General features: G+C 61.4%; 10 protein-coding genes. 7 read left to right on the top strand and 3 right to left on the bottom strand.

Going from position 1 to position 19771, the window contains the following annotated elements:
* Nucleotides 1–120: 120 nt before the first annotated feature.
* Nucleotides 121–573, top strand: coding sequence for a hypothetical protein (locus E4P32_RS13920; protein WP_116435208.1), 453 nt, complete (start codon nucleotides 121–123; stop codon nucleotides 571–573).
* Between the two features lie 110 nt (nucleotides 574–683).
* On the opposite strand, the gene E4P32_RS13915 is transcribed toward E4P32_RS13920, so the two are convergent.
* The 3 genes from E4P32_RS13915 to htpG all read right to left on the bottom strand — a co-directional run bounded on the left by E4P32_RS13915 (nucleotide 684) and on the right by htpG (nucleotide 3798).
* Nucleotides 684–1280, bottom strand: a complete 597-nt coding sequence (locus E4P32_RS13915; protein ID WP_116435209.1) for a GNAT family N-acetyltransferase — start codon at nucleotides 1278–1280, stop codon at nucleotides 684–686.
* The gene (locus tag E4P32_RS13910) at nucleotides 1270–1776 is read right to left on the bottom strand and encodes an FUSC family protein (protein ID WP_116435210.1); all 507 of its coding nucleotides are present in this window, start codon (nucleotides 1774–1776) and stop codon (nucleotides 1270–1272) included. Before E4P32_RS13910 ends, E4P32_RS13915 begins: the two co-directional genes overlap by 11 nt.
* Nucleotides 1777–1884: 108 nt before the next feature.
* A complete protein-coding gene (htpG, locus tag E4P32_RS13905) occupies nucleotides 1885–3798 on the bottom strand; it encodes a molecular chaperone HtpG (RefSeq protein WP_116435211.1) in 1914 nt (637 codons plus the stop codon).
* 642 nt (nucleotides 3799–4440) lie between these two features.
* Between htpG and E4P32_RS13900 the strand changes: the two genes are divergently transcribed.
* The 6 genes from E4P32_RS13900 to E4P32_RS13875 all read left to right on the top strand — a co-directional run bounded on the left by E4P32_RS13900 (nucleotide 4441) and on the right by E4P32_RS13875 (nucleotide 19730).
* Nucleotides 4441–5982 (top strand): TolC family protein, encoded by a 1542-nt coding sequence (locus E4P32_RS13900; RefSeq protein ID WP_116435212.1) that lies wholly within the window; start codon nucleotides 4441–4443, stop codon nucleotides 5980–5982.
* A 17-nt stretch (nucleotides 5983–5999) separates the two neighbouring features.
* On the top strand, nucleotides 6000–6782 hold the full coding sequence (locus E4P32_RS13895) for a cell envelope biogenesis protein OmpA (protein WP_116435213.1): 783 nt from the start codon (nucleotides 6000–6002) through the stop codon (nucleotides 6780–6782).
* The gene (locus E4P32_RS13890; RefSeq protein ID WP_116435214.1) at nucleotides 6779–8158 is read left to right on the top strand and encodes an HlyD family type I secretion periplasmic adaptor subunit; all 1380 of its coding nucleotides are present in this window, start codon (nucleotides 6779–6781) and stop codon (nucleotides 8156–8158) included. Before E4P32_RS13895 ends, E4P32_RS13890 begins: the two co-directional genes overlap by 4 nt.
* A gap of 64 nt (nucleotides 8159–8222) precedes the next feature.
* Complete coding sequence (locus E4P32_RS13885; protein WP_116435215.1) at nucleotides 8223–9896, top strand: biopolymer transporter ExbB; 1674 nt, start codon at nucleotides 8223–8225, stop codon at nucleotides 9894–9896.
* A gap of 41 nt (nucleotides 9897–9937) precedes the next feature.
* Nucleotides 9938–11656, top strand: a complete 1719-nt coding sequence (locus E4P32_RS13880; RefSeq protein ID WP_116435216.1) for an ATP-binding cassette domain-containing protein — start codon at nucleotides 9938–9940, stop codon at nucleotides 11654–11656.
* Between the two features lie 121 nt (nucleotides 11657–11777).
* Nucleotides 11778–19730 (top strand): calcium-binding protein, encoded by a 7953-nt coding sequence (locus tag E4P32_RS13875; RefSeq protein WP_233526687.1) that lies wholly within the window; start codon nucleotides 11778–11780, stop codon nucleotides 19728–19730.
* Nucleotides 19731–19771 lie beyond the last annotated feature (41 nt).

Raw genomic sequence — 19771 nt, 5'->3', positions numbered from 1 at the left:
AAGCGGTCTGTATTAGAATGTGAAGAGTTGTTTGCAGTGCCTGAAGTGTTCAGAATATGGCATGCAGCATGAACGCCGCCCACTCCCCATGACCGGGCAAACTTTCCGTTGGAGTCTTGTATGAAGAAATTGCTTTTAATCGCCGCCATCAGCACGCTTGCCGCAGGCTGCGCCGTTACCCCGAATTCCGCCAGCGTCTACAACACGCGCCAGGCGCAAGGTGAACAGACGGTGCGCATGGGTGTGGTTGAGTCAATCCGTAACGTCACCATCGACAAGGGCGCCACCGGCGTCGGCACCGTCGCCGGCGGTGCATTGGGCGGTATTGCAGCCGGATCCGCCATCGGCGGCGGCAACGGTGCGCTGGCGGCAGGCATTGTCGGTGCCCTGATCGGCGGCGTTGCCGGCAATCGTGCGGAAGCCAGCCTGGCCAACAAGCCGGGCCTGGAAATCACCGTACGCCTGGACAACGGCGAACTGCGCGCGATCACGCAGGATGCGGATGAGTTGTTCCGCGTCGGCGAGCGCGTGCGTTTGTTGTCGTCGGGCCGCACTACGCGCGTGACCCACTAAATCCGATAAACCTGCGCTGGTCCGCGCCAAGCAGGATTGTCCGCAATGCCAACCGCTGTGTTCCGGCCTTCAGGCCGGACCCAGCGGTTTTTTCATGGGCCTCAGGGACCTCATGGGCGTACAGGAAGCGGTTGCTCGAAGCCGTCATAGGCCGCCTGCAGCAGCCACTGTTCGCGCCTCAGCCGATACAGCACGTGCACGCTGAGCGGGTGTCCGGTGGGCAGGCGCGGATGTTCGAAGTTCTCGTCCACCCGCGTATACATGCCGAGGCGACGCATGACCGCCTGCGAGCGCTTGTTACCGGCGGTGGTGAAGGACACGATCTCTTTCATGCCGAGCACATTGAAGGCGTGGCGCAGCACCGCTTGCGCGGCCTCGGTGGCGTAGCCTTTGCCCCATGCGGCAGGAACCAGGCGCCAGCCGATTTCCACCGCGGGCGTGAAGTGCGCCTCGAACGCCACGCGCAGCAAGCCGACGAAGCCGGCAAACTCCAGCTCACCAGGGATTTCCAGCACCCACAAGCCGTAGCCGTGTTCATTGAAGTGTTCATCGATGCGCCTGACCAGCAGGGCATTGTCGGCTGGACTCAGCACCGACGGGAAATAGCGCATCACCTCGGGATCCGCTGTCATCGCTGCACAGGCTGCTGCGTCCCCGGCGCGCCAGGGGCGCAGCAGGATGCGCGAGTGGCGCAGTTCAGTCGCCATGGCGCAGGCGATTGACGAAGCCGATGTAGACCACGGTCTGCAGCAGCGCAACGGTACTGCCCGCGATCACTTCGGACACGCGCAGCAGCGCCAGGTGAAGCTCTTCATGCAGGCCGCCGCCGGCAAACGCGGCCGACATCAGGATCACCACCGTCGCCGGCCCCAGCCGCCAGTTGCTCGGATAGTTCTGCCACAGCATGGCCACCAGCACCGCCGTGGTCAGGGCGATCAGCATCGACATGAACGTGGCGCCGAAGATCACCAGGCACAGGCAGGCGATGATGGCGCCCGAAATGGTGTTGATCAGGCGCGCGCGAAAATTCGCCTTGGCGACGATCATGTCCGGCTCGGTCACGATGATCAGCGAAATCATTGCCCAGTACGGCTCAGGCAAGCCGCAGGCGCGCAGTCCGTACCACAGGATCAGCGAGCCGGAGAGGATCTTGATGAGGTAGACCAGCGCGTTCTTGCGCGGATTGATGAAGTTGAATTCCATGAGGATCGATACGAAGGCCGATGGCGAGCTTTACTGTAACGGAAAACCTCGCCGGAAGCGACAACGGCGACCGCAAGGCCGCCGTTGAGAAGACTGCAGGCGTCGGTCTTACTTCGACGCCATGCCCAGCAACATGTCGTTGAGGCGTTTGACGAAACCGGACGGATCCGTCAGCGCGCCGCCTTCAGCCAGCAAGGCCTGGTCGAACAGGATGTGCGACCAGTCGTCGAACTTGGCGTCCTCATACTTCAGACGCTGCACCAGCGGATGTTCCGGATTGATTTCCAGAATCGGCTTGGCTTCCGGTGCGTCCTGGCCGGCCGCCTTGAGCATGCGCAGCAAGTTGCCCGACAGCTCGTTCTCGTCCGCCACCAGGCAGGCCGGCGAATCGGTCAGGCGGAACGTCACGCGCACGTCCTTGGCCTTGTCGCCCAGCGAGGTCTTCATCTTCTCGACGAGGTCCTTGAACTGGGTTTCGGTTTCTTCGTGCTGCTTCTTCTCGGCTTCGTTTTCCAGCGAGCCGAGGTCGAGGCCACCCTTGGCCACCGATGCCAGTTCCTTGCCGTCGAAATCCTGCAGGAACGACAGCATCCATTCGTCGACGCGATCGGTCAGCAACAGGACTTCCACGCCTTTCTTGCGGAAGATTTCCAGATGCGGGCTGTTCTTTGCCGCGTGGAAGTTTTCGCCGGTGACGTAGTAAATCTTGTCCTGGCCTTCCTTCATGCGGCCGATGTAATCGGCGAACGAGGTGGTCTGCGCGTCGGAGTCGTTATGCGTCGACGCGAAGCGCAGCAGCTTGGCGATGCGCTCCTTGTTGGCGGCGTCTTCGCCGATACCTTCTTTCAGCACCTGGCCGAACTCGGTCCAGAAGCCGGCGTACTTGTCTTTCTGTTCCTGCTCGTCGCTGTTGGCCAGCTCTTCCAGCAGGCTCAGCACGCGCTTGGTCGAGCCTTCGCGGATGGCCTTGACGTCGCGCGACTCTTGCAGGATTTCACGCGACACGTTCAGCGGCAGATCGGCCGAATCGATCACGCCCTTGACGAAGCGCAGGTACACCGGCATCAGTTGCTCGGCATCGTCCATGATGAACACGCGCTTGACGTACAGCTTGATGCCGCCGCGCTTGTTGCGGTCCCACATGTCGAACGGCGCACGGGTCGGGATGTACAGCAGTTGCGTGTATTCGCTGCGTCCTTCGACACGGTTGTGCGTGTACGCCAGCGGTGCGCCGAAGTCGTGCGAGATGTGCTTGTAGAACTCTTCGTATTGTTCAGGCGTGATGTCGGACTTGCTGCGCGTCCACAGGGCGCTGGCCTGGTTGACGGTCTCGAGCTCGTCCTTCGCAACGGTTTCCTTCTTCTCTTCGTCCCATTCTTCCTTCTGCATCAGGATCGGCAGGGAGATGTGGTCGGAGTACTTGCGGATGATGTTCTTCAACTGCCATGACGACAGGAACTCGTCTTCGCCTTCGCGCAGGTGCAGGATCACGTCGCTGCCGCGGCCCGGCTTGTCGATGGCTTCGATCGAGAACTCGCCGGCGCCTTCGGATTCCCAGCGCACGCCTTCATTGGACGGTGTGCCGGCGCGGCGGGTTTCGACCGTGATGCGGTCGGCAATGATGAAGCCGGAGTAGAAGCCGACGCCGAACTGGCCGATCAGCGCTGCATCCTTTTGCTGGTCGCCCGACAACTTCGAGAAAAATTCCTTGGTGCCGGACTTGGCGATCGTGCCCAGGTGGGAGATCGCTTCCTCACGGTTCATGCCGATGCCGTTGTCGGAGATGGTGATCGTGCGTGCAGCCTTGTCGAAGGCGACCGTGATCTTCAGTTCCGGATCGTTCTCGAACAGTGCGCTGTCGTTGATTGCTTCGAAGCGCAGCTTGTCGGATGCATCGGACGCGTTGGAGATCAGCTCGCGCAGGAAGATTTCCTTGTTCGAATACAAGGAATGGATCATCAACTGCAACAGTTGTTTGACTTCGGCCTGGAAGCCCAGGGTTTGCTTCTCGGGTGCTGCCATGTGTACTTACCTCATGAATTGAAAAAGGAGTGGTGATTGCAAAAAAAATGAATTGCGACCACGTCTCAGGGAACGCCTGAGTGTCGCGACCGCGTATTTTAAGGAAAATGCGGTTGCCGGGGCGAATTTCAATGGCAACCCGGAAAAATTTCCCTCCGGGAATGTTAGTGGCACGCCAATTGCTGACATTGTCATACGCACACAATAATTGGTCAGGACAATGTCGTTTGTGCTGTGACATCATCAAATTGGTGCACGCATTTGTCGACAATCTCGTTATTTAACGGCAACTCATTGATTAATTATGTGTTTTTAATGCGAGCAGATTCTTAGTGTTGTCTAACGTATAATGCGGCAGCAACAATAAAGGTCCCACCAAAAATCAAAATAAAAAGATATGGCATTTCCGGGGACGATTGAAGTCGGTCAGGTTGCAGGCTCATTGAATTTCATTCGTATGATGGGAGGGTGATCAGTCTCCGGATTGATCTGTTGTATCTAATAATGACATATAGAAACAAGACGTTAGTCTTTGGTGCGCTGTTCTTATCGATCGTATCGGACGTGCTTGCAGCATCGGACGCTATTACATTGCCTGCGCTTTCCAGTGGAAAATTTCTCTCCGGAAATTTAAAGTCCGGAATGCCTCTGCTCGCGCAGGCAAAACCCGTTGCGCCCGCCCTGGACATGCCGCCTCAAATGCGAGTAAATCCCGCGCGCGACGAAGATTTCGCGCCTCGATCCGCTGCTGCTGCAACAGCGGCGACCGATGCCGCCACCAAGGCCGAGACAGCCGCTGCGTCCAGTGATGAAATCCTGGCGCTGCTGCGTCAGTCCGACTCCGGCTTCACCGGGAGCGCCATCGATCTGCCTGATGTGACCTCGGAAACCGTCGGCGATGAACAGGTGCCTTTCCTGACGCTGGATCAGGTCATCGACCTCGCGCTCAACAACAGCTACAGCTATGCCGCCACCTCGGCCCAGGCCGATCAAGCCGACTATGCCGCCAAGGCGTCGCTGGGGCAACTGGGGCCGACGCTGGATGTACGTACCCAAAAAGGGCGCGAGTATTCTTCGCCGGCCTCGTTCCGCGATGGCAACGGCGATATCGTCCAGGCCGACCAGCACAAGCGCTGGGACGCTACGCTGATCGGTCGCCAGCCGATTTTCGCGCCTGGTTCCTTTTTCGACTTCCAGAAACAGCGCGCCATGTCGCGGGCCGCCGACCAGCGCCGCGACGACGCGCGCGAGTCGCTGTATTACGCGGCCATCAAAGCCTATTACGACGTGCTGCGCGCCTACTCCTCGCTGTCGTTCGCGCGCAGTTACTCTCAGCGCATGTCGGACTTGCTGGAATACATGCGCAAACGTGTCGAAGGCGGCGGCGCCAGCAAACTCGATTTCGACCGTGTACGCGGCCGCTCGCTGCAGGCCGAATCCACCGTTGCAGAAAGCGAAGGGACGTTGGAAAGCACGATGGTGACGCTGATTCAACTGATTGGCCGGCGCGTGCAGCAGGTGCAGGTGCCCGAACGCATGATGCCGAAAGTGCCGCCGACATCTCGCCTGGCCTTGCAGGATGTCTTTGACAACAACCCCGGCATCCGCGCCGCGCGCAGCGACACCGAGGCCGTGCGTGAAGAACTGAAGTCGGCGCGTTCCAAATTCTCGCCGTCCTTCGCGGTCGAGTGGACGCAGGCCAAGACCCGCGGCGCCGGCGGCGACCAGACGCTGGTGACCGATCGCCGCCTGATGCTGGTGATGACCATGAACCTGCTCAACGGCGGCTCGGACGCGTATTACCAGAGCCAGATCGGCGCCAAACTGGTGGAAAAGAGCAATACTGCCTCCGACCTCGAGCGCAAGCTCAAGGAGCAGGTCGAGATCAATTACCGCACACTCGATGCGGTCAGGAAGCGCATGACGATTTCGCGCGATACCTATGTGACCAACGCCAACGTCGCGGATGCCTTCCTCGAACAGTTGTCGGCCGGCAGCAAGCAATTGCTCGACGTGCTCGACGCTTATCAGCAGGCTTATCAGACGCGCATGGATTTTGCATTGCTGCTGTTTCAACAAGCCGATATCAGTTACCAGATATTGCGCAACACCGGGCGCTCGTGGACGCCGCCCGACGACAAATCGCGCGACCGGTTGAATGACCAGTCGCGTAACGGCAAATAGGGAAGGCTGGGGACGCAATGGATGCGGGAAGCAAGGAACAGAATTTCTGGCCGGGGTTCGTGGATGCATTGTCCAACGTCGTCCTGGTCATGATTTTCGTGGTGGTGGTGTTCGTCGTGACGCTCTTCTACTATTCGCAGAAGCTGGCGGAAATGCGCGTCAGCAAAATGGTCTCCAAGGGCCAGGTACAGGTCCAGAGCGGTTCCACCAAGGTCAAGCCGGATGTGATCGACGCGCCGCAAGGCGCCGACGCCGATACCGCACGGCTCAAGAGTGAGAGCCGCGACAAGAGCAGCGAAATCGACAAACTCAAGCGCGAGATCGCCGACCTCAAGTCACGCCAGGCCGCTCCGCCGTTGCAGGCCGACGCCGGCAGTCTGCGCAGCGACGCCGCAGCAGCGGGCGGCAACAACAATATCCAGGTGCGCGTCGAGAAGGCCAAGGAAATCGCTCCCGGCACCAACAAGGTCGATGGCAGCGACAAGGCAGTCGTGTTGCATTTTGAAAAAGACACCACCGAGCTGAACGCCGAAGGCGCAAAAACGCTCGACGGCAGCATCGGCGACTGGGTGCGCCGGGTTAAGTCGCAGCAGGGCAAGATCGTCATCACCGGCGTGATCGGCTCGGCCGAGTTCTCCGAAGCGCGCCGCCGCGCCTACTATCGCACCGTGGCGGTGCGCAATCACCTGATCGACGCCGGCGTCGACAAGGAGCGCGTGGTCAGCCGCGTCGCCACGTCCGAGAACAGCGCCGAAAGCAATGCGCGCGTGATCATTCAATACCAGGCGGGTCAAAAATGACCAAGCTGCCCAACGACAATTTGCGTTGGGATTTGCGTCTGCGGTTGCAACTGCAGGCGCGCAGCCGTCGTCTGATGCGACTCATCGCACCGCGTCTTGATCGCCAACTGGGCGATCACAGTGAACTCGCGCGCCCGCGCCAGTTCATCCTCGTCACCGTCTTCCTGCTGCTGTGTCTGCTGGTGTGGTCATGGTTTGCCCAGATCGACATGGTGGTGCGCGGCGCCGGTCGCATCGTGGCGTCCGAACACAATCAGATCATCCAGCATCTGGAAGGCGGCATCGTCTCCGCCATCCTGGTGCGCGAAGGCGCCGCAGTGAAGAAGGGGCAGACCCTGATTTCGATCGCCGACGTGCGCGCCAACGCCGACCTCGGCGAAGGCAACGTCAAGATCCTCGGCCTGCGCGCACGCATTGCACGCCTCAAGGCCGAAGCCGGTGGCGCATCGTCGGTGGCCATGTCGGCCGACCTGCGCAGCGATGATCCGGCAGTGCAGAGCGAGCTGGCGTCGTTCGCCGCGCGTCAGTCCAAGCTGTCGCAGGAGCTCAGCGTGCTGCGCGAACAATCGGCGCAGCGCCAGGCTGAAGTCGGCGAAGCCGTCAGCCGCCAGAAGAGCCTGGTGTCCGAATTCGATCTGGCGCAGCGCCAGTACAAGCTGGTGCACGGCATGTTCGAGCGCAACGCCGCCTCGCAACTGGAAGACATCCAGGCGCAGTCCAAGGCGCAGGATGCGCAGAGCCGCCTCTCGGCGACCAATGCCATGATCCCGCGCCTGACTGCCGCCATCGCCGAAGCCCAGGCCAAGATGGGCGAAGCCGCCTCGCGCTTCCGCGCCGACGCGCGCAGCGACCTGACCGTCAGCGAAAACGAACTGGCGCGCCTGCAGGAAGAAATCAAATCGCGCAACGACCGCGTGTCGCGTTCGGAAGTGCGTGCACCGATGGACGGCATCGTCAATCGCGTGCTCATGAACACCGTCGGCGGGGTGGTCAAACCGGGCGACGCCATCATTGAAATGACGCCGACCGACGACAAGCTGGTGATCGAAGCCAAGGTGGCGCCGACCGATCGCGCCCAGTTGATGACCGGTGCGCCGGCGCGCGTGAAGGTTTCCGCCTATGACTATGGTGTCTACGGCGCCATGAAGGGCGTGGTCACCGAGGTCAGCGCCGACACCGTGCCGGAAGAACGCGGCGAGCGCTTCTACCGCGTCAAGATCGAAGTCACGCGCGACCCCAAACTCGATACCGGCCTGCCGCTGATGCCGGGCATGACTGCTACCGCCGACATGATCGTGGGCCGCCGCACCGTATGGCAATACCTGATGTCGCCGCTGAGCCGTTTCGGCCAGACCGCGCTCCGGGAACCGCGTTAATCCACGGAGCCGCGATGAACACTGAATTCTTCTTATCTTGTTTTTACTTTCGGAACCTGAACGTATGAAAAACCTGCGCAACTTCTATGCACTCGCCGCGATACCGTCGCTGTTCCTGCTGCTCGGCGGTTTCCTGTTCAGGGACTTCGTCCTGCACGCGATCCGCATCAATCCTTTCCTGAATCTGTTCATCATCGGCGTGGCCGTGTTCGGCGTCGCGCTGATCGTCTACAACATGTGGCGCGTGAACTGGGAATACGACAAGCTCGGTTTGTTCTACTCGCGCGTCAATGGCGGCGAATCGATGGAAGAGCTGGTCAAGGCGCCCGAGTTCCAGGGCAGCGAGATCGCCAAGGTGCTGGTCAGCGTCGCCAACACCAAAGGCCGCCTGACTTCGCGTATCGAACAGGAAACCATCGAGGGATCGCTGTCGGACCTGACCGCCCACCTCGAAGCCAAGACTGAATTCCCGCATTTCCTGACCGGCTTCATGATCGCGCTCGGTCTGCTGGGCACCTTCATCGGCTTGCTCGAAACGCTGGTCGGCACTGCGGCGCTGATCGACGGCTTCGGCAAGGCGACCCAGGGCGGCGACATGGATGCGTCGTTCATGCATCTGGTGTCCGATCTGCAAAAACCGCTGGCCAGCATGGGCACCGCGTTCTCGGCCTCGATGTTCGGCCTGATCGGTTCGCTGGCATTGGGCCTGACGCTGACGCCATTGCGCGCCGCCAACAAGAAACTCGTGTCGCGTGCGCGCGAATGCATCAGCGAAATGGTCCAGCACGTCATCCACGACATGACCGGTCCCGGCGCCAACGCCAGCGCCCGTCAGGGCGTGTCGGAACAATTCCTGGCCGAGTTCCTGCAGGATCTGATGGTGCTGCAACGCGAATCCATCATGGCTGCACGCGCCAGCTCGGAAGCCTCGATGCAGGCCGGTATCAAGCTCGAGGGCATGAACGACCGTCTGCAGAATATCGTCGAGCTGTTCCATGCCAGCATGGATGAATCCAAGAATCTGCGCCAGTTGGTGTCCTTCGGACCGCGCATGCACGAAGTCGGCCAGCAGACGCTTGAAGAAATCCGCAATGTCGGCCAGATCATCAACCAGAAGATGACATCTGCGCGCGACCTGACGCAGAGCTTGTCGCTGCTGGAAGAGCGCCTGTCGGTCAACGGCGATATCGCGCTGCGCAGTTTCGACATGTTGCCGAAGGTCGTTTCCACGATGGAAAGCGGCCAGATGTCGCTGCAGTCGGCGCTGACCTCCTTGCAGGCGCAGCAGTCGGAAGCCGCCAACATGACCGAAAAAACGGCGCAGCACATCGCGCAGATGCCGACGCTGCTCAACCAGATTTCCATCCGTATTGCCGACGAACTCGGCGCCATCCAGCATCAGGGCGAAATCCACTCGGCCGTGTCCGAGCGTCTGGGCGAACTGGGCAAGGCCATCGGCGAGAACTCCAGCAACATGACGCGCGACGCCTTGTCGTCACGCCAGCTGCAGATCGACCTGGCCAAGCACATGGCGATGATGAACGATCGCGTCAAGAACCTCACCGCCATCCCGACCTCGCTGACCTCGATCACGGAAGCGCTGATGCGTCAGAACATCAATACCCAAACCGTCATCGACGAAATGCGCAGCGGCCGCCAGACCATGGTCAAGGACTTGCGCCTCGAAATGCGTGAAGCGATTCGCGAACTGTCGACAATGAACAAGGACGCCGGCTGAGGTCGTTGACCCCAGCCACCGCCTGAAGCGTGAACGGACCCATGAACCAAAGCGATCAGATCTCCGTCGACCAGCCGCAAGCCGATTTGCGCTCCCTGCGCAAGGACCCGGTGTACCTGACGCTGATGCGCGCCTACGGCAGCCGCTTCGTCGAGATCGTCGTGGCCGGTGTGCTGATCAATGTCTTCGGGTTGTTCATGCCGTTGTATTCGCGGCTGGTGTACGACAAGGTGATCGGCAACCACATCACCGAAACGCTGTGGGCGCTGACGCTGGGCATGGCTTTGTTCATCGTGCTGGAACTGGTGTTGCGCATCATCCGCATGTATTACATCGAGCAACTGGCGGGGCGCTTTGACATCGAGTTCGACAACCGCTCGGTGCGCCGCCTGCTGGAGTCCAAGGTGACCGCGCCGGTCGGCGTGGTGCTGGCCAAGTACCGCGACCTCAGCAGCGCACGCGACCTGCTGTCGTCGAACTACATGCTGATGCTGATCGACCTGCCGTTCCTGTTGATGTACGTGGTGGCGGTGGGCCTGCTCGGCGGTCACCTGGTGTGGGTGATTCTGGTCGGCGGTGGCCTGCTGGTGGCCGCGCAACTGCTGTGCAAGATTCCGGCGACCGACTACGGCAACGCCGCCATGACCTCCGGCATCGGCAAGATCGACAAGCTGGCAAGCCTGGTGTTCGGCATGGAGACGCTCAAGACCTCGCCGCTGCAGGATCGCCTGGTCAAGGCCTTCCTCTCGGATGCCGCCGATAACGCGGTGAGCCAGGCCAAGAGCCGGTTCTGGATGAACGCCGGCTACGCCTTGTCGACCGTGGGCTACACACTGATTTCGGTGGGCACGCTGGTGATCGGCGTGTACCTGGTGGAAGACAACGCACTCACGGTCGGCGCGCTGATCGCCACCTCGCTGCTGATCAGCCGCGCCACTTCGATGCTTTCATCGGTCACGATGGTGCTGGGACGCATGGAAATGTTCAAGCGCGCCCGCGCCGCATTTGAGGAAATGTTCGACGACACCGGGCCGGAGCAGGTGATCGCCGACGTGCTGCGCCAGGACATGCGCGGCCTGATTCAGGTGGTCAACCTGACGCTGCATCTCGACAAGAATGAAAAGCCGGCGCTCGACAACGTCTCGCTGGCGATCCAGCCCGGCGAAAAGGTCGGCATCGTCGGCCGTTCCGGTTCCGGCAAGACCACGCTGATGCGCGCGCTGGCCGGCTTGCACAAGGTCGACGCCGGCAAGGGCCAGGTGCTGATCGACGGCGTGGCGGTGGCGGCCTATGCGGCGCCGGTGCGCATGCGCTGCATCGGTTACAAGCCGCAGGAACCATTCCTGTTCGACGGCAGCCTGGCGGCCAACATCTTCGTGGGCGACCGCATCGACAGCAACGAATATGAAGCGGCGCTGGCGGTCTCCGGCGTGGACGACCTGATCGCGCGCGGTGAACTGCGCCTGGACCAGATGCTCAAGGCGCCCGGCAACCTGTCCGGCGGACAGCGCCAGATGGTCGCCTTGGCACGCGTGGTGGCGGGCATGCCGACTGTGATGCTGCTGGACGAACCGACTACCGGCATCGATCTGTCGACCGAAACCAGGATCATCGAAAAACTGATCGCGTATTCAGCGCAACGCACGCTGGTGGTGGCAACGCACAGCACCGCCTTGCTCAGGCGCATGGACCGCATCATCGTGCTCAATGACGGCAAGGTTGTCGCTGACGGTCCGAGCGCGACGATTTTGCAGCAGTAGCGATGAGAAAATAGCTGCGACGATAACGGCAGCGGCAGCAACGAACGAAAAAAGGGCAGTGCGGCGAAGCCATCGCGCGCTGCCATGACTAATGTGATTGACTTCCTCAGCGAGGTTTGACATGGCGACAGCAGCTCCAGCAAAAGTAAATCCGGCAAATTCGGCAAATCCGTCGAATGCAGCCAATGCCGCGCAGGCCATCACCGGCTCCGCGAGCGTGGCCATGCCCGACCAGAACGGCAGCTTCCATCTCAACGTGCCGCGCGGTGCGGTCAAGCACGTGCAGGTAGTCGACGTCGACATGGTCCTGCAGCTGACTGACGGCAGCAAGGTCGTACTGGCTGGCGGCGCCATGGGGGCGATGGACGAGAAGTCGAAGATCGTGTTCGCCGATACTTCACAGGACACCGGGCGCATGCTCGACCTGGTCGGAAAAATCCCGCTGCGCAACAACGACCAGTCGCAGATTCTCAACTCCGATCCGGTGAACAGCCAGGCCGAAGGCAGCGCACCGGACAACCACTTCAACTCCAACAACAATTCAGCCCAGGTCAATCCCGCCGCCACCAGCCAGCTGGCAAAGATCATCCAGGACAATGCCGGTTCGCTGACCAGCAACGGTCTGCAAAACCTGGTGCTGCCGTCGATCCCGGTGCCGCCCGCGCCGCCGGTCACGACCGGCGCCGATTCGCTGATCAAGCAATTGTCCCCGGAGATATCGGAACGTGCGGGCTCCGTGCTGACGCCGATTGTGGTGGGGCCGCAGACGCCGGCCATGACGCTCAACCTGCTCAACCTGACCACCACGACCCAGGTCGGCAGCGTGCTGTTCGGCAGCGGCGGTTCTCCCGCCTCGGCCACCGACGGTTCCAACTCGGTGCAGTTTGCGACGCAGGTGATCAATGCCGGTAACGATGTACACACCATCTACGCCACCGGCAGCACCACGCAGAGCGACTTCATCAAGATCTTCAAGGTCAACGTCACCGGCGACGGCACGGTGAAATCGGTGCTGATCACCGGCGTGCCGTCGAACATGACGATCCTCAACGCCACCAATCTGGGCGGCGGCAGTTATCAGATCACGCCGACCGCCGGCGAAAAGAGTTTCGACCTGCAGGTGCAGTACACCACTACCGCAGCTGATCCGACGCAACCGACGGCGCCGACGGCGACCATCAATTTTGACGTGTCGGTGCTGACCACCGACGGCCTCACGCATCTGCTCGATTCGCGCGTGGTGGTGATCAAAGACGCCAGTTCCTACACCGACCTGACCTATCTCGATCCGGCCACCGGCAAGAGCGTATGGGTGCTGCCGGCGCAGGGCGTGCCGCATGAAATCCATGCCGGCGACGGCGGCGTCACCATCTATGGCAGCAACGCCAACGACTTGCTTTACGGCGGAGCCGGCGCTGACACCATCATCGGCGGTAGCGGCAATACCTACTTCGAAGGCGGCGCCGGCGCCGACGTGCTGACCGGCGGTACGCAGGGCATCAACACTGCGGGCTACAAGAATTCCGCCGCGGGCGTGACGATTGATCTCGCCACCGGTTTGGGCACCGGCGGCGACGCCCAGGGCGATGTGCTGAGCAACATCCAGAATCTGATCGGCAGCGCCTTCAACGATACCTTTGTCGCCAGCGACAAGGTCAATCGTCTTGACGGCGGCAGCGGCGGCGTCGATACGGTGTCCTATGCCAATTCGACTGCGGGTGTGACAGTCAACCTGATCACCGGCCTGGGCAGCAACGGCTACGCCGAAGGCGACACTTACGTCCATATCCAAAACGCGACCGGCAGCGCCTACAACGACATGTTCATCGCCAATACGCTGGCCAATCGTTTTGACGGCGGCAGCGGCGGTTCGGACACGGTTTCCTATGCCAGTTCGGCGGCCGGCGTGACGGTCAACCTGAGCACCGGCGCCGGCACCGGCGGTTCGGCGCAGGGCGACACCTATGTCCACATTCAGAATGTCATCGGCAGCGCCTTCAATGACACCTTCGTCGGCAACATCGACGCCAATAGTTTCGACGGCGGCAGCGGCGGCCAGGATACGGTCAGCTACGCCAATTCGGCGGTGGGCGTGTCGGTCAACTTCGTCAGCGGACGCGGCGTCGGCGGCGATGCCGAGGGCGACACCTACAGCCACATCCAGAACGTGATCGGCAGCGCTCACGACGACGTCTTCGTCGCCGGCATCGACAGTCGCGTCTTCAATGGCGGCAGCGGCGGCTCGGATACCGTCAACTACGGCGCATCGACCGGCGGCATTATCGCCAACATGGTGACGATGACCGGCAGTGGCGGTTACGCGGACAACAATACTTACGTCAACATCCAGAATATCGTCGGCAGCTCGTCGGGCGACATCTTCATTTCGGGCGCGGGCGCCAACCATTTCGACGGCGGCTCGGGCGGCTCGGACACGGTCAGTTACGCCTCGTCGAATGCCGGCGTCACCGTCAGTTTGTTTGACGGCAGCGCCAGCGGCGGCTATGCACAAGGCGACACGCTGCTGCATATCCAGAACGTCATCGGCGGCGCTTATGACGATCTGTTCATCGCCAGCGCCGACAACAACCGCTTCGATGGCGGCGGCGGCGTGAACACCGTGAGCTACGAGAAATCGGTGGGGGGCGTGACGGTAGATTTGACCAATAGCATCGGCACCGGCACCGGCAGCACTTACGCCAACGGCGACTCCTTCGTCAACATTCAGAACCTGATCGGCAGCATTTACGATGACATCTTCATCGCCAGTGCGGACGCCAACAAGCTCGAAGGCGGTACCGGCTCGGCGCACAATCGCGTCAGCTATGAGAATTCCAATGCCGCCGTGACGGTGGACCTGAATTACACCGACGGCACCGGCACCAGCGGCGGCTACGCGGCCGGCGACAAGCTGAGCAACATTCAGGATCTGACCGGCAGTTCCGGCAACGACACCTTCGTTGCCAGCAATGTCGCCAACAATTTCGACGGCGGCGCCGGCTCCAATACGGTGAGTTACGCCGCTTCCAATGTAGGCGTGACGATTGACCTGGTGCTGGGTGGAGGTAATGGCGGCTACGCTACCGGAGATGCCTATACTCGGATCCAGAACATCATCGGCAGCGCCGGCGACGACATGTTCATCGCCAACGGCGACGCCAACAGGTTCGATGGCGGCGGCGGCACCAATACGGTCAGTTATGCCAAGGCCAGCGACAGCATCGGCGTGGTAGTCGATCTCGTGAACAACACCGGCAGCAACGGTTTCGCCGCCGGCGACACCTATGCAAATATCCAGAACGTCATCGGCTCGACCAATGACGACACCTTCATCGCCTCGTCGGTGACCAACGTATTCGACGGCTTGCAGGGTTCGGATACGGTGAGCTATGTGTATTCGACTGCAGGCGTCACGGTCAACCTGGTCACCGGGCTGGGCGCCAACGGCTATGCCGCCAGCGATACCTACGCCAATATCGAAAACATCATCGGTTCCTCCTCGGACGATTTGTTCGTCGCCAGCGCCGATGCCAATACCCTGGACGGCGGCGTCAGCACGGCGGCCTCGCACAACCGCGTCAGCTATGCCTCGTCAACCACAGGCGTCACGGTCGACCTGAGCCGCACTGACGGCGTCGGCACCTCTGGCGGCTACGCGGCTGGCGACAAGCTGAGCAATATCCAGGACTTGACCGGCAGTGCCTTCGACGATACTTTTGTGGCGAGCGCGGCGGCCAATAATTTCGACGGCGGCACCAGCACATCTTCTTCGCACAACCGCGTCAGCTATACCAATTCGACAGTGGCGGAAACCGTCGACCTGTTCCTCGGGACCGGAAGCGGCGGTGCCGGCAGCCTGGCCAACGGCGATACCTATACAAACATTCAGGACGTGACCGGCGGCGCCGGCAACGACATTTTCATCGCCAGCGCGGCGGCCAACAAATTCGATGGCAGCGGCGGCACCCACAACCTGGTCAGCTACGTCAATTCGACCGTGGCCGAAACCGTTGACCTGTTCGCCGGAACAGGTGCCGGCGGCGCGGGCAGTCTGGCCAATGGCGACACGTACACCAACATTCAGGATGTGACCGGCGGTTCGGCCGACGACACTTTCGTCGCCAGCGCAGCGGCCAACAAATTCGACGGCGGCGGCGGCACCCACAATCGTGTCAGCTACGCCAATTCGGCGGTGGCGGTGACGGTCGATCTGGTGGCCGGCGCGGGCACGGGCGGATTGGCCGATCTCGACACCTACACCAATATCCAGGACGTCACCGGCGGCGCCGGCGATGACACCTTCGTCGCGAGCGCGGCAGCCAACAAATTCGATGGCGGCGGCGGCACTCACAACCGTGTGAATTACGCGACTTCAGCGGCGGCGGTGACGGTCAACTTGTTCACCGGCAACGGTACCGGCGGGCTGGCCGATCTTGATACCTACACCAACATCCAGGACGTCACCGGTGGTCTGGCCGACGATATTTTTGTCGCCAGCGCAGCGGCCAACAAATTCGATGGCGGCGGCAGCAATCACAACCTGGTCAGCTACGCCAATTCGGCCGTATCGGAGACCGTCGACCTGGTCCTCGGGACCGGCAGCGGCGGCGCCGGCAGTCTCGCCAATGGCGATACCTACACAAATATTCAGGACGTGACCGGCGGTTCGGCCGATGACACCTTCATCGCCAGCGCGGCGGCCAACAAATTCGACGGCGGCGGCGGCACGCACAATCGTGTCAGCTACGCCAATTCGGCCGTGTCGGAAACCGTCGACCTGTTCCTCGGAACCGGCAGCGGTGGCGTCGGCAGTCTGGCTGCGGGCGACACTTACACCAATATCCAGGACGTGACGGGCGGTTCCGGCGACGATATCTTCATCGCCAGCCTGGTTGCCAACAAGTTTGACGGCGGCAACAGCACCTCGACGTCGCACAACCTGGTCAGCTACGTCAATTCGACTGTGGCCGAAACCGTTGACCTGTTCGCCGGAACAGGTACCGGCGGCGCGGGCAGTCTGGCGAATGGCGACACGTATACCAATATTCAGGATGTCCTCGGCGGCTCGGGCAACGATACCTTCATCGCCAGCGCTGCAGCCAATAAATTCGATGGCGGCGCCAGCACCGCGGCATCGCACAACCGTGTCAGCTACGCCAACTCGGCCGTGGCGGAGAAGATCGATCTGTTCCTGGGCGTCGGCACGGGCGGCGCCGGCAGCCTGGCCAACAACGATACGTACGCCAACATTCAGGACGCCACCGGCGGCTCCGGGGACGATACCTTTGTCGGCAGTGCCGCCAACAATAATTTCGACGGCGGCGCCAGCACTGCGACTTCGCACAACCGCGTGGATTATTCCAACTCAGCGGCGACTGTGACGGTCAACCTGGTGACCGGCGTGGGCGTCGGCGGTCTGGCCGATGGCGACACCTATACGCGTATTCAGGACGTCACCGGCGGCTCGGCAGATGACTTGTTCGTCGCCAGCCTGGACGGCAACAAGTTCGACGGCGGCGCCAGCACCGCGACATCGCACAACCGCGTCAGCTACGCCAGTTCCACCAGCGCAGAAACCGTCAATCTGTTCAGCGGCGCCGGCAGCGGTACCTACGCCGCCAACGATACCTACACGAATATCCAGGACGTCACGGGCGGCACCGGCGACGATATTTTCTTTGCCAGTGCGGCAGCGAATAATTTTGATGGCGGCACCAGCACCGCGACATCGCACAACCGCGTCGACTACTCGAACTCGACTGTCGCCGAAACCGTCGACCTGTTCAACGGCGTCGGCAGCGGCGGCGCCGGCAGCCTGGCGGCGGGCGACACCTACACCAATATCCAGGACGCCACCGGCGGTACGGGCGACGATATATTCATCGCCAGCGCAGCAGCCAACAAGTTCGACGGCGGCACCGGTTCGGACACGGTCAGCTACGCCGTCGCCAATGACGGCAACGGCGTGAACGTGAATCTGAATACCAACGTCGGCACCGGCGGCTTCGCCGCAAACGACGTATATGCCAGCATCGAGAATGTCATCGGCACGCAGTATAACGACACCTTTGTGGGCAATGCTTCTGCCAACACGTTCAACGGCGGATTGGGTTCGGATACGGTCAGTTACACCGGTTCGAGTTCACCCGTCACCGTCAATCTGAGTGTGGGCGGCGGCGCCGGTTCCGGCGGCAATGCACAGGGTGATACCTACATCAGCATCGAGAACGTTATCGGCGGCAGCGGCGCTGATACGCTGACGGGCGCCACCACGGGGGCGACCGTACTGACCGGCGCCGCCGGCGGCGATACGCTGGCCGGTGTGGCGTCGAACCGCGCCAATACTTATGCCAGCTATGCCGGATCTGCCGCGGTGACCATCAATCTGAATTTCACTGACGGCACCGGCACCAGCGGCGGTGACGCGGCAGGCGACAAACTCAGTTTCATCGACAATCTGATCGGTAGCGACAATGACGATATTTTCATCGTCAATGGACAAGCCAATAATCTGAACGGCGGATTGGGTTCGGATACGGTCAGCTACATCAGCTCGGATGGCGGAGTGACGGTCAACCTGAGCACCGGCCTCGGCGCGAATTTCTATGCGCAGGGCGACGTTTACACCAGCATCGAGAATGTCATCGGCAGCACTTTCGCCGATACGCTGACCGGCGCCAACACTGGCAAGACCGTCCTGACGGGCGGTTCCGGCGGCGATACCTTGACCGGTGTGACGGCCAATCGCGCCAACACCTACGCCAGCTATGCCGGCTCGGCGACCGGCGTCATCGTCGATCTGAACGCGACGGATGGCACCGGCACCAGCGGCGGCGATGCTGCGGGCGACAAGCTCAGCTTCATCGACAATCTGATCGGCAGCAGCTTCAACGATACTTTCGTCGCCAACGGCCAGAACAACAGTTTTGACGGCGGCGCGGGCGGCGTCGATACCGTGAGTTACCTGGCCTCGAATGCCGCCGTGATTGTCGACCTGTCGAACACTACCGGCGCCGGCACCAGCGGCGGTTATGCCGGAGGCGACAAATTCACGGGCATCAGCAACATCATCGGCAGCAACTTCGACGACACTTTCTTTGCCAGCTCGGCTGCCAATTTCTTCAACGGCAGCGGCAAGCAAACCGCCGGCGATACGGTCAGTTATGCGCGTTCGGGCATCGGCGTGGCGGTTGATCTCTATCACAACACCGGCGGCGACGCCGGAGCTACCGTCTCATTTGCCCACGGCGATACCTACGCCAATATCCAGAACGCGGTCGGCAGCACCGGCAACGACATTTTCTACGGCAATGGCGACGCCAATACCTTTACCGGCGGCGGCGGCGTGGACACAGTCAGCTATCTGTATGCCGGCAGCGTTTCGGGCAGCTCGACCATCATCGCCAATCTCGGCTCGGGTGTCGGCACCGGCGGCGATGCCAACGGCGACAAGTACTTCAATATCGCCAACCTGGAGGGTAGTTCCACCGTCGACAGCCAGCTGACCGGCGACTCCAACGCCAACGTCCTGACCGTGCAAGGCTTGCACACCACCAACACGCTTAGCGGCGGCGGGGCGGCGAGCGGCACCGATGTCTTCAATGTGGTGGACGGCGGGAGCAACAGCGTGGCGGTCGGCGCCGGCCTCAATACGATCAACGTCAGCGCCGGTTCGCATAGCTCGCTCGGTGCGCAGAGCGACATGGTCAACCAGACCACGGGGGTGTCAAACATCTCCACCATCAGCGGCGGCGCCGGTACGACGACCTTGCACTTCGCCGACCTGGGCAGTTCCATCACCCTGGCCAATTTCTCCAACAAGGTTACCGGCATCACTACCCTGGACATGACCAGCGGCAGCGGCACCAATATCGTGATCACCGCTGACGATGTCATCAAGATGGGCATGGCCAGCGGTGCCACGTCGCACATTCTGACGGTCAAGATGAGCAGTAACGAGAGCTTGCAGATTGCGGCCAACGGATCGGACCACTACGTCTACTTCCCCGGCACAACGGACTATGCGTTTTACAATGCGTCCAATGTGGAAGTTGCGCGGATTCACTTGGCCTGACGGGTTCGTTGTCCGCGCGTGTTGCCCTTGTTTGTCGCTCG

Origin of the sequence: Herbaspirillum sp. 3R11 (assembly GCF_004563925.1) — a bacterium.
Classification (GTDB): domain Bacteria; phylum Pseudomonadota; class Gammaproteobacteria; order Burkholderiales; family Burkholderiaceae_D; genus Herbaspirillum.
Note: the sequence above shows the minus strand (reverse complement) of the source record. Positions and strands in the feature narration are given on the sequence as shown.

Coding starts and splice junctions, on each gene's coding strand:
- E4P32_RS13920 (WP_116435208.1), top strand. CDS start 121: ATGAAGAAATTGCTTTTAATCGCCGCCATCAGCACGCTTGCCGCAGGC.
- E4P32_RS13915 (WP_116435209.1), bottom strand. CDS start 1,280: ATGGCGACTGAACTGCGCCACTCGCGCATCCTGCTGCGCCCCTGGCGC.
- E4P32_RS13910 (WP_116435210.1), bottom strand. CDS start 1,776: ATGGAATTCAACTTCATCAATCCGCGCAAGAACGCGCTGGTCTACCTC.
- htpG (WP_116435211.1), bottom strand. CDS start 3,798: ATGGCAGCACCCGAGAAGCAAACCCTGGGCTTCCAGGCCGAAGTCAAA.
- E4P32_RS13900 (WP_116435212.1), top strand. CDS start 4,441: ATGCCTCTGCTCGCGCAGGCAAAACCCGTTGCGCCCGCCCTGGACATG.
- E4P32_RS13895 (WP_116435213.1), top strand. CDS start 6,000: ATGGATGCGGGAAGCAAGGAACAGAATTTCTGGCCGGGGTTCGTGGAT.
- E4P32_RS13890 (WP_116435214.1), top strand. CDS start 6,779: ATGACCAAGCTGCCCAACGACAATTTGCGTTGGGATTTGCGTCTGCGG.
- E4P32_RS13885 (WP_116435215.1), top strand. CDS start 8,223: ATGAAAAACCTGCGCAACTTCTATGCACTCGCCGCGATACCGTCGCTG.
- E4P32_RS13880 (WP_116435216.1), top strand. CDS start 9,938: ATGAACCAAAGCGATCAGATCTCCGTCGACCAGCCGCAAGCCGATTTG.
- E4P32_RS13875 (WP_233526687.1), top strand. CDS start 11,778: ATGGCGACAGCAGCTCCAGCAAAAGTAAATCCGGCAAATTCGGCAAAT.